Source organism: Streptomyces sp. CC53, from assembly GCF_001865245.1.
Classification (GTDB): domain Bacteria; phylum Actinomycetota; class Actinomycetes; order Streptomycetales; family Streptomycetaceae; genus Streptomyces.
Window position 1 is genome coordinate 1 of the sequence record NZ_MKXB01000114.1, and the last position, 13260, is coordinate 13260.

Sequence of the window (13260 nt, forward strand, 5' to 3'; positions counted from 1 at the left end):
GTTCGCGGCCGCGCCGTACACCTCGGCGGACTCCTCGCCGTCCGCGCACAGCATGTACAGCGCGATCCCGCTGAGAAGGGCGCTCTTGCCGTTCTTGCGGGCCATGACGACGGTCGCACGCGTGTAGCGGCGCACGTACCGGCCCCACTGCTCGTTCCAGACCACCTCGCCGAACAGCGGCCGGATGATCTCGTGCTCCTGCCACGGAGCCAGCACGAACCGCGTGTTCGCCAGGGCGCCCGCGGGGTGGACGAGCAGCTCGCCGAAGAACTTGACGACCTTGTCCGCGCGCGGCTCGCAGTAGTGCGCGCCCCGCCGGGTGCAGGTCTTGCCGTCGAGGGTGTACCCGCACACCGGGCCGCGGCGCGAGGCCGGCCGCCACCGCTTGGTGTGGTCGATCCGCAGCGGCCGGCGGCGGCCGGGCGGCCGGGTCGCGGCCTTGGACCGGGCCGGACGGGTAGCGGTGCGCCCAGCCATCGCCACCTCCGCCCCCGGTCAGGACAACAGCCGCTCCGCCCCCTGCCCGTCGCCCTCCCCGCCGATCTTCAGCTGCGCACGGTCGCTGGGTGTCAGCCCGAACCGCGCGCCGTACCGCTGCACCTGGGCGTCCGCGGCGTCCAACGCGAGGAGCCACGGGTTCTTGCCGCGGCGGTGGCCGCCCAGGTCGCCGTTCTTGTTGAACACGGGCATCTCCACCACGGCGCCCTCCTCCTCGACATGCCGCGCGGCGTCCCGCCGACGGGCCACCGCGTCGCACCAGGCGGCGAACGCCTCCGTGTCCCACGGCGTCAGCACCCGCTTGGCCTCGAGGTCGCCGGCGAGCTGCTCCCAGATCTCCAGGGCGGTGTCGCTGAGCCAGTCGGGCGGCAGGACCTCGCCCACATCGGGCTGCGGCTCGTCGGTGTTGATCCGGTCCTTGCGGTCGCCGTGGAGCACGCGCAGCTGCGTCGGCTTCGGGGCCGGTCCTCGCTTCCCCATGATCACCTCCAGGGCGGCAGGCAGTCACATTCGGTTACGGCGGCAGCCCGGGTACGGCGATTCCGGAAACCTGTCAGCGCGAGAGGGGCCTCCCCCCCGCGTTCCGAGGGTCCCCGGGGCCAGGGATTCTGGCCCCCCTCCCCCTCACGGTCAGTAAGGGGGGATGTCGGTGTTCCAGCCTCCGGGCTGGTGCTTGGCGGTCTCGCTGCTGTGGCAGGAGGCGCACAGGCCGCGGCCGTAGGCGGGGCTGTGCTCGTCCCAGCCGAGCTGGCGCAGCTCGCGCTTGGAGCGCGGCCAGTGGTCGGCGTGTTCGCTGGGGGCGCGCCCGCACAGGACGCAGATGGGGTCGCGTTTGAGGACGCCGGCGGGGAAGCGGTCGCGGTGTTCGGTGCCGTAGCCCGGGGGGTGGCGGAGGCGCGGGGGCGGGGGGTGCCGCACTCGGGGCACTTGGAGGAGGGTGGTGTGGGGGTGCGGGGGCAGCCGGGTGTGGTGCAGCGGCGGGGGGCGCGGGCGGGCATGGGGGGCACCTCCTGGTGGTGGCCGCCCGGTTGGTGCCGGGCGGCCGTTCCGCCACCACTCCACCGCGAGTGGTCTTGGTGCGGGGCCGCCGGAGTCTCAACGCTGCGCGGTAGGGCTTACGCCGGAGTCGTGGGCTCCCTGCCAGGCGCTGCGTCAGAGCAGCAGACACGGCCCCGCACGTTCGGGTTGGGATGTGGTCAGAAGTCGGGGCAGAGGTGTTTGTGGCTCAGGTCGAGGACCTTCTCGGCCGTGGGCAGGCTGCGTCCCTCGGGGTGGTCGGGGCTGGTCCAGCGCTTGGCGGTGACCTCGATCTGCTTACTCCTGTCGCCCGGGTGACGCTTGAGGGCTGAGCAGGTGTCGAGGCCGCGGCTGATGGCCTTGTCGTCCTTGCCGTGAACGAGGTCGGGCTCAAGGGCGTTCAGGGCAGCCAGGAAGGCCGCGCGGGGCTGCGGTTCAGGGCTCGGGGGGAGGCCGGCGGCCTCGCGGGCCTTGGCCTTGTCCTCGGCGCTGGTGGAGGGCGCTTCGGCCGCGGGGGCCTGCGAGGGCGCAGCGGCGGGCTGTTCGGGCTCGCTGGCGCTGCTGCAGCCGGTGAGTGCGGCGAGCAGCAGTGCGGCGGCGATGGTGGTGGTGCGGGTGCGCATGGTCCCCCCTGGGCGTTGCGGATGGGCGGGCCCATCGTGCACCGGGCCGACCGGCCGTGTCCGGCGGTTGGGCAAGGTGCCGCCCGCAGTGTCTACGCGTGGGCGGGGTGCGCGGTCTCGGGGAGGCGGACGAGGCGCAGGGCGCGGCCGCGGGTGGCCTGCTCGGCGCGGGCGACGTCGGCGAGGCGGAAGAGTTGGCGGCCGGTGTCGTCGAGGCCCGTGGGGGTGAGGTGTCCACGGGCGACCCAGGAGCGGATGGTGCGGACGGTGACGGCGGCGGCTCCGGCGCTGAGGAGCTGGCGGGCGCGGGTGGCGTGGTCGGCGGCTTGGGCGGCGGTGAGCCAGGTGGGCATGTGGCACCTCCCTGGGAACGCGAAAGCCCCCGGCGGGCGGGGGCTGTGGGGTCGTGTGGGCACACGTGTGGTGCTGTCAGCGAGTATGCGCTACGCGTCCGATCTTGTCCAACAGCTGTGCGCGGGGGCCCGGGGCCGCCGGACGCTGAGGTGCCGGCGGCGCTGTCGGTGTGCGGCGTCAGCGGGTCTGGGCGATGCGCCGGGAGGTGGGGGCGTGCTCCTTCAGGACGCGGTTGTGCAGCCGGACGACGGACCGCGTGTCCACGTCCGGTCCGTGGATCTTCTGGCCGTAGGACACGACCTTGTCCCTGTCCAGGAGACCTGCCGCCACGGCTGTCCTGATGGTGTCCGTGACGGACTGTCCGGGCGGGGCGATGGGGCGCGCACTGGCCTGTGACCTGCTGTCCTTGCTGTCCTTGCTGTCCTGTCCGGTGTCCATCAGGGTGCGGACGGTGTCTTCGTCGGCGTCGCTGCCGAGGGTGTGCAGGTGCTCCAGGACGTCCTCGGCGGATGCGTCGGGGATGGTGGAAAGGGCAGCGCGGACAGCCGAGCGGACTGTCCCGGCGGCGTGTCCCGGGGTGTCCCGCTGGGGATGGCGAGCTTCCGTCTGGACGGGGTCGAGCTGGTCGAGGCGTGCGCCGACCGCGCCGCGCAGCGTCTGCCAGGAGCGGGCGGGGTACATCAGCCAGCCCAGGAGGGGGATGTGGGGCATGCGTTCGGGGAGCAGGCCGCGCTCGGCGCGCTGCTCGTCGCGGACGTCGCGGCGGTGCAGCTCGAAGAGGAGTTCCACGGCGCAGGGCACGGAGGCGAGGCCGTAGGCGGCGACGGGTCCGCCGAGCTGCATGCCGTGGGACCAGTTCAGGGTGGCGGAGACGCTGACGAAGCCGAGGAGGACGACGCGGGCGAGGCCGGCGGGGCTGGCGCGTTCGATGGCGCGGCGGGCGTACTCGGCGCACAGCAGGGCTGCCAGGTCGAACATGAGGGAGAGGGCCCAGGCGAGCTTGGGGTTCATGCCCCAGCTGGTGAGGGTGCCGCTGATGGACCAGGCGGCGGCGGCGAGCATCATGGCGAGGACGGCGTACCAGGCGATGCGGGTGAGCCTGCTGAGTCGGCGGCGGGGTGTGGCGGTCACATGCAGCTCCGGGGGGGTGTGGGCGGCCGGGCCCGTTCGGCGGCGGGCCCGGCCGGGTGAGGGTCAGGCGCCGGCGGCGTCGAGGAGGTGGCGCGCGTACTCGGCGCGGGTGACGGGGCCGGTGATGCGCGGCATGTGGGTGATCACCTCGGCGTGCAGGTTGTCGGCGCCTTCGCCGATGGCGTGCTCGGCGGCCGCGAAGGTGAAGGCGAGGCCGCGCCGGGTCAGCTCGCTGATCTGCATGTGGGGGCGGACGCTGGTGAGGCGGTCGGCGATGGCGAGGAGGACGGCGCGGGCGTCCTCGCTGGGCTGCTGGGTAGGCTGCATGGGCCTGCTCCTTCGTGTGGGTGTGGGCAGGTGAGGCCCCGGCCATGAGGTGCGAACTCCGGCCGGGGCCTTGTGTTGCCGGTTCGACCGTAGCCAAGAAGTGTGGACAATGTCCACACCTTCGGGGAAGGATGACTCTCATGGAGACACCGCAGACGCCAGGCGGCGAGGAGACGCTGACCATCCCGAAACTGGCCGCGCGCGCGGGCGTCAGCCGCACCCTGGTGCACCGCCTCGCCACGAACCCGGCCGAGGGCTGGCCGGCCCCGCGGTTCCGCCCCGGGTCGTCGCGCCCGGAGTACCCGGTGGCCTGGTTCGACACGTACTGGGCGCAGCGCCAGGCACGCATCACCCAAGGGCGGTGCACGGACCTCCAGCGGGGCCCGGACGGCGCGTAGCGCAACCCAGGCCCCGCCCCTACGCGGCCGCGGAGGCGCGGGCCAGCAGGTGCACGGCGACGGCGGCCAGCTGCGGCATCACCCGCGCCCGGTGCTCGTCGTAGTCCTCCGGCGCCATCTCGTGCCCGCACGCCTCGCACCGGATCCACCACTCCCCGTCCGTCGCCACCAACGCGAACGCGGCGCAGCTCGGGCACGGGGCGTCCTTGGTGGTGCGCTGCGGGACGGCGCCGACCATGCGGCGCACGCGGCGCAGCAGGTCCTCCAGCTGGCGGTACAGCTCGCTCCCCCAGGGCTGGGTGAGCGCGTACGGGGCGTACGCCGACAGCCACGCGCACCAGGCCGCCACCGTCGCCCCGCCGCGCACGAGGGGCTCCTCGCAGCGCTCGATGTGCACGGTGCCGTACCGGTCGCGCCGTACGGCCGGGAATTCGCTGGCGATGTACCGCGCCCACCCGTACCGCAGCGCCCCGGCGGGCACGTGCCCGTCCTGGTCCCCGTACGGGTCGTCCGGGGGGAGCGGCTGCCCGGGCCCCAGGAGGTCCAGGACGCGCAGGTCGACGGGCAGGGGCGCGTGCGCGCGGCCGGTGGAGCCGCGCCGAGGCGGGCCCGCGGCGGGGCGCAGCAGGCTGCGGAGCATGGGCAGGTGCGTCGGCAGCTCGGCGAGCCACGCCTGCAGCTGGTGCACGCAGGGCTCGCACACGTCGGCGGCTGGCCGGCTGCAGACGCAGCACCTCGACGTCATGGTGGGCCTTCCTGTCTGGTCGCCGCGCTCAAGCGGGACGGGGCGGGCAGTGGGGGGAGCCGTGCTCGACGGTGCAGGTGCAGGTGCAGGTGCAGTGGCCGTCCTCGGCGATGAGGGGCGCGCCGCGGGCGTTGCGCCGCCCCTGCTCGGCACCGGTGGCGACGCCGTTGAGGTAGTCCCAGGCGGCGTGGAAGTCGAGGGCGGCGATGCTGGTGGAGCCGACCATGACGCTGTACCAGCCGGGGATGGGCCGGCGGTTGCTGTCGAGCCGGGCGCCGGTGTGGACGGTGATGGTGAGGGCCGGTGTCGTAGGCGATGACGGCGGCGTGCCAGGCGAGCTTGGTCGGGTCGTCCCAGGTCTCGTCGAAGGGCGGTTCGATGGAGCTGCCGCGGGGGGTGGTGCTCCGGGTGACGTTCACGGCTGCTCCTCGGATCGGGCGGGGGCGTCGACGATGACGCGGAGAGTGTCGGCGGCTGTCTTCAGCAGGTCGCTGATCCCGTACCGCGTCCACCGATCGGCGACAGCGCGGACGCCGTCGATGACGGCCTCGGCACGTTCGGCGCGCTGCTCGGCTGCGGCCAGTTCGGCGCGGAGCTGCTGTATCTCGGCGTCGCGCACGGCGTCGGCGCGGGGCCACCAGGCTGCGCCGTTGGCTGCCTGGTGCATGGGGCCCGCGTGGCCGCGGCGCAGGGCGCAGGGACCGAGCGGCGTACCGAAGAACCCGATGGTGGAGGCACCGCACGCCCGGTCTGCGCCCGCCAGAGGGGCGGTGGGGACGCCGTGGGGACGCCCAGAGGGGCGGGTCTTCTTCAGGCGGTAGCCGATGACGGCGGTCAGGGCACCGGTGGTGAGGGCGATGACGGTCCAGTAGACGAAGGCCGCGCCGAGTTGGGAGAGACTCACCGGCGGCCGTCCTCGGTACCGCGGGTCTCTGCCTGGGCGGTGGTGGCGGCGCGCCAGGCGTCGACGACGCGCTTCGGGGGGCGTCCGACGGCCGGGCAGCCAACGCTGTTGGCGCCGGGCCCAGGCGCGCACGGTGGCGGCGTCGTAGTCCACGCCCGGGCCGCGGCGGCGGCGGGGCTTGGGCGGCTCCAGCTCGGCCTGGCGGGCGCGGAGTGCGGCGAGGCGCTGCTGGAGCTGGTCGGCTTCGGTGGTGATGGCGGCCAGTTCCTGGTCGGCGGCGTAGCGCTGGCGCAGCCCGGTGAGGGCGGCGCGGGCGCGGGCGGCCTGGTCGTGGAGGTCGGTGTCGGTGTGCTGGTCGCCCCAGGCGAGGAGGCGGCCGACCGGCAGCTGCTCGGGGGCCTCGGCGGCGGGCGTCGCGGGTGTGGTGGTCACGGTGTCGGGGGTCCCTTCGTCGGTGGTGGCGAGGAGCTCGCGCAGGGCGGCGATGGCGTCGGCGGTGTGCTCGGGGAGGGCCGGGAGCTGGTTGCGCTCGCGGCCGTGAAGGCCGCCGCGGATGCCGTACCGGCGCCCGCCCGGGGGCTCGTGGATGAGGGCGTCGTGGAGGCACTCGGCCCGGACAGGGCAGCCGCGGCAGGTCGCTTGGGCGGGACGGGTCTTGTGGGGTTGGCCGTACCAGAGGTTCGTGTCCTGGCCTGCGCACGCTGCGCGGTCGCGCCAGTCGGCGCGGTCGGGGGCGTCGGTGGTCATGGGCGTCGTGTCGGGGTGGGGGTGATGTGGCGGTGCTGGATGGCCAGGGGGACGGCGTGCGGCTGGTTGCGGGCGTCGAGCCGGGCGTAGGCGGTGCGCAGGTGGGTCTGGACGGTGCCGCGGGCCAGGTCCAGGCGCAGCGCGATCCGGTCGACGCTGAGTCCGGCGGCCGCGGCCTCGAGGACCGCGCGTTCGCGGGGGGTGAGGCGCACGGCCGGCCGGTCTTCGGGGAGGAGCCCGGTCAGCCAGCCGTGGGCGTATGCCTGGGCGACGGCCTGGGCGCCGGTGCGGACGTGCAGCCGGGTCCGCAGGCGCTTGTACCGGCTGCGGACGGTGGCGATGCGGGTGTGGGTGTCCTCAGCAATCTGGACGACCGTGCGGCCCCGGGCGAGGCCGGCGAGCAGCTGCCGCTCGAAGGGCCGCAGCGCGTCCGGGCCGTCCCCGATCGGGGCCTGGGCCACGAGCCCGTCGGGCGCGGCATGTTGGGGCCGGGCGCTGATGTGCCAGCCGTCGCGGCGCGCGGCCGCGACGGTCTTCTGCCCCAGCCGCGCGGCCTCCTCGGGGGTGATGCGCTCGCCGAGCAGCGCCAGGGCCTCCTCGGCGATGAGTGCGCCGTACGCGTCGGGGACGGCCGGGAGCGTACCGGCGGGCGCGCTCACTGCTGCCACCCCTGCCAGCGGGGCCACGCGGACCCCCGTGCGGCGGCGGCCGCCGGAGCGGCGCGGGCGCGGCTCCGGCGCCTTGCAGGTCGCGGGGTGCGGCATGGCGCGCCACTCCAGGTGCTCGAGGGTGGGGCGGTCCGCGGTCAGGGAGCGGGAGCGCAGACGGCCCGTGCCGTCGGTGTACACCGCGGTGTTGCCGGTGGGGGCGGGGTCGGCGTCGACGAGCAGGCGGCGGCCGGCGGCGGTGGCGGTCCGCCGGACGCGGGCGCCGCACCGTTCGCACCTCTGCACGCCGTGATCACTGGGCATGGTGAGCTCCCTCGGTGTCGTCGAGGGCGGTCAGGGCTGGGGCGACGGCGCGCCAGCCGTAGAGGTAGACGGCGGCGGTGCGGCCGTACTGGGCGACCGCGGCCCGGACGGTGCCGGGCCCGGCGGCGGCGCGCAGCGCGGCCTTCTGCTCAGCCGTGAGCTCCGGCAGCCGCCCCCCGTGAGCCTCAGCCGGCGCGGCGGGCGGCGGGGCCGGAGCGGGGGCGGGGGCGGGGGGTGCTTCGGGCGGCTCGGGCACGGGCGGCTCTGCCGCCGGCGCCGCGCCCGCGGGCGGGGTGGCCAGGGTGATGTCGAGGCAGACCTGGCAGGGCTGGCCGGTGTGCCACAGCACGCCGTCCTCGCACACGTCCAGGCCGCAGCCGCGCCGGGGCAGACCCGCGCCGAGGATCCAGCGGCCGCCGTCCCGTACCGGGTCGGTGGTGGCGTAGCGGCGGGTCAGGCGCTCGGTGATCCGCTGCATCCCGGTCCCGGCCGCCAGCTGCGCGGTGATCTCCGCGTCGATCCGGCGCAGCACGAACGGCCGGACGTCCTCGAGGAGGTGGCGCACGGGCTCCAGCACCGTCCACGAGCAGGCGGACAGCAGCGCACCGGATCCGTCGCCGGACCCCCCGCTGCTGCTGCGCTTTTCGCCGTGACCCCGGCCGCCCGGGCGGCCCAGCGGCGCCGACCGGGCCGGGTTGTCCACAGGGCCTTGCGCTACCTCCTGCACACGCCTACGGCGGATCCCACCACCACCCGTCGCGCTCGTCTTGAGTCGGTCAGTCCCGTGGTCTTCCTCTGACGCGAGGGATCCGTCAGACCTGCCCGCACCGGATCCGTCATGGATGTCCGCACACCCCGGCACCGCGTGCAGCGGGCGGTCGTGGGCCTCGTAGGCGTGGCGGCCCTGCAACCCCTCGCGACGGCGCACGGTCACCCAGCCGGTCGCGGCCAGGTCCTCCACGAGCCGGGCGGTCTGCCGCTCACCCAGAGACTCCCCGGCCGACTTCCCGCCCTGGTGGCGCACCACGGCCGCCAGGTCGCTGTAGGCGAGCGGCTGGCGGCGCGCCTGGGCGTAGGCGATGACCGCGTACAGGCGCAGCAGCCGCGGCGGCAGCGACGTCGCGGCCCGGGCCGGCACCCACACGAACAGCTCGTCGTCCTCGGCGACGCGCACAGTGCGGTGGGCAGAGTCGCCCGTGCCGCCGCGCCGCGTGCGGCGCGTGGTCAGGACCTCCACCACGCCGTCGACCGAGTCCGGGCGGGCGAGCTGGCGCAGCGCCCGCTCGACAGCACTCTTGGACATGCCGAGGTACTCGGCGAGCGTGGCGACGCGCGCGGTACAGCCCTCCGCGCGCAGGGCCAGGGCTGCGACCTTGATGTAGACGGCCAGGGCAGCATCGCTGTACTGGCCGCCTACAACCAGGCGCAGAGGAACGCGCACCCGCAGTCCGCGGCCGTGCCGCGGCGCCCGGGCCGCGCGGGGCGGCACGGGGCACGCTGCAGCAGAAGCTGCTGCGCGGCACGGGACGGCGGACATGCGGGTGCTCCCAGAAGGCGGCGGGTCAGGTGAAGCTCGGTCAGCGGCGCCGCAGCGCGGGCATCAGGACGGCAGGGATGGCCAGCCGCAGCGGGCAGACCTCGTAGGCGCGGTAGCGGTCACGGCTGGGCGCGCGCCGGACCCCGCCGCGCTCCAGCAGCGCGGTCAGCGCGACGGCGACCTGCCCGCGGCTCAGCCGCGTCTCGGCCATCAGGCCGTCGAGGAAAGGCTGCCGGCGCCTGGGGATGTGGCCGGTGGCGTAGTCGGCGTGGGTGGCCAGGGCCAGCGCGACCAGCCGGTGGTGGCCGATCAGCGAAGAGCGCAGGATGCCGCGCTCCCACAGCAGCCGGAACGGCTCGTGGTCCGGCAGCCTCACGGCGCCTTGCGTCACCGCCCGGCCAGCGGCCCGGTTGGCCAGGTCCAGCGGCGTCGGACGCGCCGGGGCCGGGGTCGGGGTCGTCATGGTCGTGCTCCTCATCCGTCGACGGCTCGGGGGCGGGGATCTGGTAGAGGTAGGCACCCGGCGGCCAGCCCGGCCCGGGCGGCGCTTCCGGCCGCCCGGCCAGGGCCGCGGGGGTGGGCAGGTCGCAGCACCACCCGCGCGGGTACAGGCGCGCGGGGGCCAGGCCGTGCGGACCGGTGGGGTGCTCGCACGGGCGCCGCCGGCGGCTCACGCGGGGGCCCGTACGGTGCCGCAGCCCACGCACTCCCACCGGCCGGGCGCCACCTCGAGGTGCTGCGTCTGCAGGTGCCCGCAGCTCGGGGAGTGGCAGGCCACCCAGGCAAGGCCCTCCACGCCAACCGCGGGCCGCACTACGGCGGGCGGGCGCGGCCGCCGCACCCGACCGAGGCGGACCGCCCCGAGCACCAGGCACACAGCCGCGACGGCCAGGGCGCCCGCGCCGAGCAGGACCGGCCCGCTCAGCCCGTACGGCAGCCAGCCGTTCACGCGGCACCGCCCAGGGCGCGGATCTCGGCGAGGGCCTGTCCGTACGCGGCGCAGCCGCCCGGGCAGTACCAGCGCGCGGGCTCCCGCGAGCCGGCCAGCCACACGCGGACCATCCCGCGCGCCGGGCGCGGCTCGGCCGCCGGCGCCCCGCACCCCGGAACGGGGCACTCACGCCCCACCGGCCGCGGCGCTGCCGGGGTCGGCTTGCCGGTCTTCCCCTGGTTCCAGGCCATCCGGGCCGTCCGGCCGCCAGAGGGATCGCGCTGCTCGCGCTTGTGCTCCGCGTTGGCCGCCCGGCACTCCTTGCACGTCTTGCTGCCGAGCCGCAGATGCTGCCGGTAGCCGCGCGGCGTGCCGTGCTCGATCCCGTCGCCCGCCGGCGCCGCGGCGCTCACAGCCCGCTCCCCGGGCGGCACCGCACGGCGACAGGGTCGTCCGCGTCGTCCTCGTCGAACTCGGCGCGCACCTCGATGGCGGTCACGTGGTAGCCGGTGCGCTCCTGGACACCGTCAATCTCCGCCAGCAGCGCGCACCGTTCACCGTGCTCGAGGACCTCACCGCTCCAGTCGAAGAGCAGGGCCACGTCGGCCGGGTGCTGATCGCTCAGGATCGACTCGCAGCAGCGCCGGGCGGCGTCCGCCGTCGCGTACCAACCCAGCGGCAGCGACCGGTAGCCGGCCCGGTACACCAACTGCGGCGCGGCCGGGCCGATCAGCAACTTCGCGGCCAGGGCCTCGGCCATGTGCGCGTACAAAGCGCCGGGCTCCATACCGGCGACGCCGTACCCGTTCCAGTTCGCGGCCACCGTCTGCAGCTCAGCGGCCACCGCGCTCACGGCGGCCGCCGTCGCGGTCGCGGGCGTGCTCATCGGCGGCCTCGCAGACGCTGCAGCAGCGCAGCGAACACCCGCGGCGACGGCCCCGGCGGCGGCGGTCCGGCCGGTGCGCGCAGCGCCGGGACGGCGACCGGCACCGGCAGCACCGCACTCGGCGTCGGCGCGGCCGCCCGCGGGCACCGCTCCGCCGCCGGCCGCACGAGCGCCTCACGGATCTCCGCCGACGTCGACGACCGCGGCGCCGGGATCAGCGGCCCGTACGTCGCATACACCTCCGACAGCGGCATCGGCGCCTCGTCCAGGTGGTGCATCAGCGGCTCACCCGACCCCGAGGTCAGCCCGCGCCACTCCCAGCGCGCGCCGTACACGTCGATCCACTGCCGCGTCAGGTCCAGCTCCGTACCGTCCAGCACCCACCGCATCAGCGCTCACCGCCCTGCGCGGCCGACGGCCGGTCCTCGAGGTACTCGTACGTGACGAGCGCGATCGTGACGCCGTCGACCTCGGTGCGCGCGTCGCCGAAGCGCTCGTGCTCCTTCTCGCGGACGGCGAAGTCGACGCCCAGGGCCGCGGCCCAGGCGGCGGCGTCCGCCTCGGTGTACGCCTGCAGGGTCACCTCCGCGTACCGCGTGGTGACGTGGACGCCGATCTCCAGCAGATCGGGCAGGGAGCCGTTGGCCGCCATCAGCCGGCGCGCCACCGCCTCGGCATGCCGGGCCTGCGTCTCCAGGGCGTCAATGTGAGCCAGGAGAGCGGGAGGTGCGGTCGGGGACGGGGTGACGCTAGTGTCGTGGGACACGGTGACCTCGATTCAGTGGGTTGAGGTTCCGAGGGGCTGTCACGGACCGGCCAGGGTCCGGGCGGCCCCGTGTCATGTGGTCAGGCCGCGGACTTCACGCTCTTGGCCTTTCGGCTCATCGCGGACTTCAGCCCCATCGCGGCGTAGTGCGCTTTGCGCAGGTGCTCGGCGGCGCGAGCGATCTGCTCGTCCGTCCCGTTCGGGTGCTTCTCCCGAGCCAGCCGCTCAAAGCGGCCGTTCGCCGCGGCACGTGCCCGCGCCGTCCGGCTCGTCGGATCGGTCGTGTTCGCCCAGCTCACGTGTGCGCCGAGCCTGGCTCGCAGGCTCCGGGCCTCGGGGTCCATCAGATCCCTCCTGATCCTCATTCGAGTATGGGGATGACGTAGGCGCGAAAAGAGCCTTCCGGCGGACGGCGACAGCCTCCGCGACGCGGTCGGCCTCATCGCGCTCCACGGTCGGCCGCTCTTCGGTGATCAGTCGCTGGATCTTGCTGTAGGAAAGGCCAGTGACCTCCGCCAGGCTGCGCACCGTGTGACGAGCGCCGGCAGTCCCAGGGCTCTACATCAGCCGCTGGAGCAGCCGCCAGTCATGGATGCGATACCTGACCACGCCACTCCTTCTCTCATCCCTGTTCGGGGATGGGGATAGCTAAGCACAGCGTTCGCCGCCATGTCCAGGACGCGCAGGTAAGTCCTCCAAGCGTCAACAAAGGGGTGCGCTTTCAGACTCTTTTGGCTGGCCCAGTACCCATCCCCGTATGGGGTTGTGGACAATGGAGGCAGTAAGGCGCTCCTTACGCGGGTACGCCGGCGAACTGCACGCCTCACCTTCACGATGGGAAGCCCTGATGACGACCAGCCCGGAGCCGACCGGCCTCGAGACGCTCGCTGACCTGGTGAGCGCGGTGGCAGGCGATCGCGGCGCCGCGAACAAGCTCACGTTCGAGCAGCTGGCCGAGCGCTCGGTAGACCCGAGGACCGGCTACCAGCCGAGTCCCAACCTGCTGTGGCGACTTGCCCGTCAGAAGGGGGTCAAGGTCAACCCGGAACTCGTCAGCGCACTCGCCGTCGGTCTCAGCAAGCCGCTGGAGCGCGTGCAGGCGGCGGCCGCGTTCGAGTTCACCGGCTACATCGCAACCAAGGTTGAGGGCGGCACGCTGGTGCACGCGCTTGGGGCCGACGTGTCGGACACCCCAAAGGCGAACGAGGTCCTGTCACGCTGGGCCCAGGAGCATGAAGACGACAGCAGCGCCGACTAGCTGCGGCCGCGGCCAACGAATCTCCGCCATATCCCCGCCGAGATTGGCCAAGCGCCTGGGCTTACCTTGGTCGACGGCGACCAGCAAAGACGCAGGTAAGCACAGCGTTCACTGCCGGACACCTTCTAAGCGCTTGGCCGCAGGTTCGAGTCCTGCCTGGGGCGCTC

19 protein-coding genes and 1 pseudogene are annotated in these 13260 nt (G+C 74.6%); 2 read left to right on the forward strand and 18 right to left on the reverse strand.

The genetic code is table 11. From position 1 onward, the window contains the following. The 7 genes and pseudogenes from BJP40_RS11255 to BJP40_RS11285 all read right to left on the reverse strand — a co-directional run. Positions 1 to 477, reverse strand: a pseudogene (locus BJP40_RS11255) (hypothetical protein); the annotation flags it as partial. Between the two features lie 18 nt (positions 478 to 495). Beyond that, entirely contained in the window at positions 496 to 978 is a 483-nt protein-coding gene (locus BJP40_RS11260) for a phage terminase small subunit P27 family (protein WP_071280248.1), read from the reverse strand. Between the two features lie 150 nt (positions 979 to 1128). Beyond that, positions 1129 to 1425, reverse strand: a complete 297-nt coding sequence (locus tag BJP40_RS34870; RefSeq protein ID WP_218153202.1) for a hypothetical protein — start codon at positions 1423 to 1425, stop codon at positions 1129 to 1131. A 269-nt stretch (positions 1426 to 1694) separates the two neighbouring features. Then, positions 1695 to 2138: a hypothetical protein gene (locus BJP40_RS11270; RefSeq protein ID WP_071280249.1), complete on the reverse strand. Its 444-nt coding sequence runs from the start codon at positions 2136 to 2138 to the stop codon at positions 1695 to 1697. 92 nt (positions 2139 to 2230) lie between these two features. After that, entirely contained in the window at positions 2231 to 2491 is a 261-nt protein-coding gene (locus BJP40_RS11275) for a MerR family transcriptional regulator (protein WP_071280250.1), read from the reverse strand. A gap of 178 nt (positions 2492 to 2669) precedes the next feature. Next, positions 2670 to 3623: a DUF2637 domain-containing protein gene (locus BJP40_RS11280; protein ID WP_256220709.1), complete on the reverse strand. Its 954-nt coding sequence runs from the start codon at positions 3621 to 3623 to the stop codon at positions 2670 to 2672. Between the two features lie 63 nt (positions 3624 to 3686). Next, positions 3687 to 3950, reverse strand: coding sequence for a hypothetical protein (locus tag BJP40_RS11285; RefSeq protein WP_071280252.1), 264 nt, complete (start codon positions 3948 to 3950; stop codon positions 3687 to 3689). A 140-nt stretch (positions 3951 to 4090) separates the two neighbouring features. Here BJP40_RS11285 and BJP40_RS11290 point away from each other — a divergent pair, with 140 nt between their 5' ends. Next, positions 4091 to 4348: a hypothetical protein gene (locus BJP40_RS11290; protein WP_256220710.1), complete on the forward strand. Its 258-nt coding sequence runs from the start codon at positions 4091 to 4093 to the stop codon at positions 4346 to 4348. Positions 4349 to 4367: 19 nt separating this feature from the next. Here the strand turns inward: BJP40_RS11290 and BJP40_RS11295 are convergent, their stop codons facing one another. The 11 genes from BJP40_RS11295 to BJP40_RS11350 form a co-directional block, all read right to left on the reverse strand. Next, a complete protein-coding gene (locus BJP40_RS11295) occupies positions 4368 to 5036 on the reverse strand; it encodes a hypothetical protein (protein ID WP_256220711.1) in 669 nt (222 codons plus the stop codon). A gap of 85 nt (positions 5037 to 5121) precedes the next feature. Then, on the reverse strand, positions 5122 to 5319 hold the full coding sequence (locus BJP40_RS11300; protein WP_071280255.1) for a hypothetical protein: 198 nt from the start codon (positions 5317 to 5319) through the stop codon (positions 5122 to 5124). A gap of 189 nt (positions 5320 to 5508) precedes the next feature. After that, entirely contained in the window at positions 5509 to 6744 is a 1236-nt protein-coding gene (locus tag BJP40_RS35445; RefSeq protein WP_071280256.1) for a WhiB family transcriptional regulator, read from the reverse strand. After that, positions 6741 to 7715, reverse strand: coding sequence for a LuxR C-terminal-related transcriptional regulator (locus BJP40_RS11310; RefSeq protein ID WP_071280257.1), 975 nt, complete (start codon positions 7713 to 7715; stop codon positions 6741 to 6743). The genes BJP40_RS35445 and BJP40_RS11310 overlap by 4 nt, the downstream gene beginning before the upstream one ends. Beyond that, positions 7705 to 9156 (reverse strand): helix-turn-helix domain-containing protein, encoded by a 1452-nt coding sequence (locus BJP40_RS33610; protein ID WP_071280258.1) that lies wholly within the window; start codon positions 9154 to 9156, stop codon positions 7705 to 7707. The genes BJP40_RS11310 and BJP40_RS33610 overlap by 11 nt, the downstream gene beginning before the upstream one ends. 136 nt (positions 9157 to 9292) lie before the next feature. Next, positions 9293 to 9715, reverse strand: coding sequence for a hypothetical protein (locus BJP40_RS11320; protein ID WP_071280259.1), 423 nt, complete (start codon positions 9713 to 9715; stop codon positions 9293 to 9295). A gap of 482 nt (positions 9716 to 10197) precedes the next feature. Continuing rightward, positions 10198 to 10596 (reverse strand): hypothetical protein, encoded by a 399-nt coding sequence (locus BJP40_RS32880; protein ID WP_107416755.1) that lies wholly within the window; start codon positions 10594 to 10596, stop codon positions 10198 to 10200. Beyond that, positions 10593 to 11069 (reverse strand): hypothetical protein, encoded by a 477-nt coding sequence (locus BJP40_RS11335; protein ID WP_071280261.1) that lies wholly within the window; start codon positions 11067 to 11069, stop codon positions 10593 to 10595. Before BJP40_RS11335 ends, BJP40_RS32880 begins: the two co-directional genes overlap by 4 nt. Next, on the reverse strand, positions 11066 to 11458 hold the full coding sequence (locus BJP40_RS11340; RefSeq protein ID WP_071280262.1) for a phiSA1p31-related protein: 393 nt from the start codon (positions 11456 to 11458) through the stop codon (positions 11066 to 11068). The genes BJP40_RS11335 and BJP40_RS11340 overlap by 4 nt, the downstream gene beginning before the upstream one ends. Beyond that, positions 11458 to 11835, reverse strand: a complete 378-nt coding sequence (locus BJP40_RS11345; protein WP_143065931.1) for a hypothetical protein — start codon at positions 11833 to 11835, stop codon at positions 11458 to 11460. The genes BJP40_RS11340 and BJP40_RS11345 overlap by 1 nt, the downstream gene beginning before the upstream one ends. 80 nt (positions 11836 to 11915) lie before the next feature. Further along, positions 11916 to 12179, reverse strand: a complete 264-nt coding sequence (locus BJP40_RS11350; RefSeq protein ID WP_071280264.1) for a hypothetical protein — start codon at positions 12177 to 12179, stop codon at positions 11916 to 11918. 503 nt (positions 12180 to 12682) lie between these two features. On the opposite strand from BJP40_RS11350, the gene BJP40_RS11355 reads away from it, so the two are divergent. Beyond that, positions 12683 to 13093 carry a hypothetical protein gene (locus tag BJP40_RS11355; RefSeq protein WP_071280265.1) on the forward strand — a complete coding sequence of 137 codons (411 nt, stop codon included), beginning with the start codon at positions 12683 to 12685 and terminating at the stop codon, positions 13091 to 13093. The last annotated feature ends 167 nt before the right edge of the window (positions 13094 to 13260 follow it).

What these genes read in the sequence shown, in the direction of transcription:
- BJP40_RS11300 (WP_071280255.1), bottom strand. Translation starts at nt 5,319, where the DNA reads ATGGTCGGCTCCACCAGCATCGCCGCCCTCGACTTCCACGCCGCCTGG.
- BJP40_RS11355 (WP_071280265.1), top strand. Translation starts at nt 12,683, where the DNA reads ATGACGACCAGCCCGGAGCCGACCGGCCTCGAGACGCTCGCTGACCTG.
- BJP40_RS11310 (WP_071280257.1), bottom strand. Translation starts at nt 7,715, where the DNA reads ATGCCCAGTGATCACGGCGTGCAGAGGTGCGAACGGTGCGGCGCCCGC.
- BJP40_RS11270 (WP_071280249.1), bottom strand. Translation starts at nt 2,138, where the DNA reads ATGCGCACCCGCACCACCACCATCGCCGCCGCACTGCTGCTCGCCGCA.
- BJP40_RS11260 (WP_071280248.1), bottom strand. Translation starts at nt 978, where the DNA reads ATGGGGAAGCGAGGACCGGCCCCGAAGCCGACGCAGCTGCGCGTGCTC.
- BJP40_RS11340 (WP_071280262.1), bottom strand. Translation starts at nt 11,458, where the DNA reads ATGCGGTGGGTGCTGGACGGTACGGAGCTGGACCTGACGCGGCAGTGG.
- BJP40_RS11335 (WP_071280261.1), bottom strand. Translation starts at nt 11,069, where the DNA reads ATGAGCACGCCCGCGACCGCGACGGCGGCCGCCGTGAGCGCGGTGGCC.
- BJP40_RS35445 (WP_071280256.1), bottom strand. Translation starts at nt 6,744, where the DNA reads ATGACCACCGACGCCCCCGACCGCGCCGACTGGCGCGACCGCGCAGCG.
- BJP40_RS11275 (WP_071280250.1), bottom strand. Translation starts at nt 2,491, where the DNA reads ATGCCCACCTGGCTCACCGCCGCCCAAGCCGCCGACCACGCCACCCGC.
- BJP40_RS11320 (WP_071280259.1), bottom strand. Translation starts at nt 9,715, where the DNA reads ATGACGACCCCGACCCCGGCCCCGGCGCGTCCGACGCCGCTGGACCTG.
- BJP40_RS11350 (WP_071280264.1), bottom strand. Translation starts at nt 12,179, where the DNA reads ATGGACCCCGAGGCCCGGAGCCTGCGAGCCAGGCTCGGCGCACACGTG.
- BJP40_RS11290 (WP_256220710.1), top strand. Translation starts at nt 4,091, where the DNA reads ATGGAGACACCGCAGACGCCAGGCGGCGAGGAGACGCTGACCATCCCG.
- BJP40_RS11285 (WP_071280252.1), bottom strand. Translation starts at nt 3,950, where the DNA reads ATGCAGCCTACCCAGCAGCCCAGCGAGGACGCCCGCGCCGTCCTCCTC.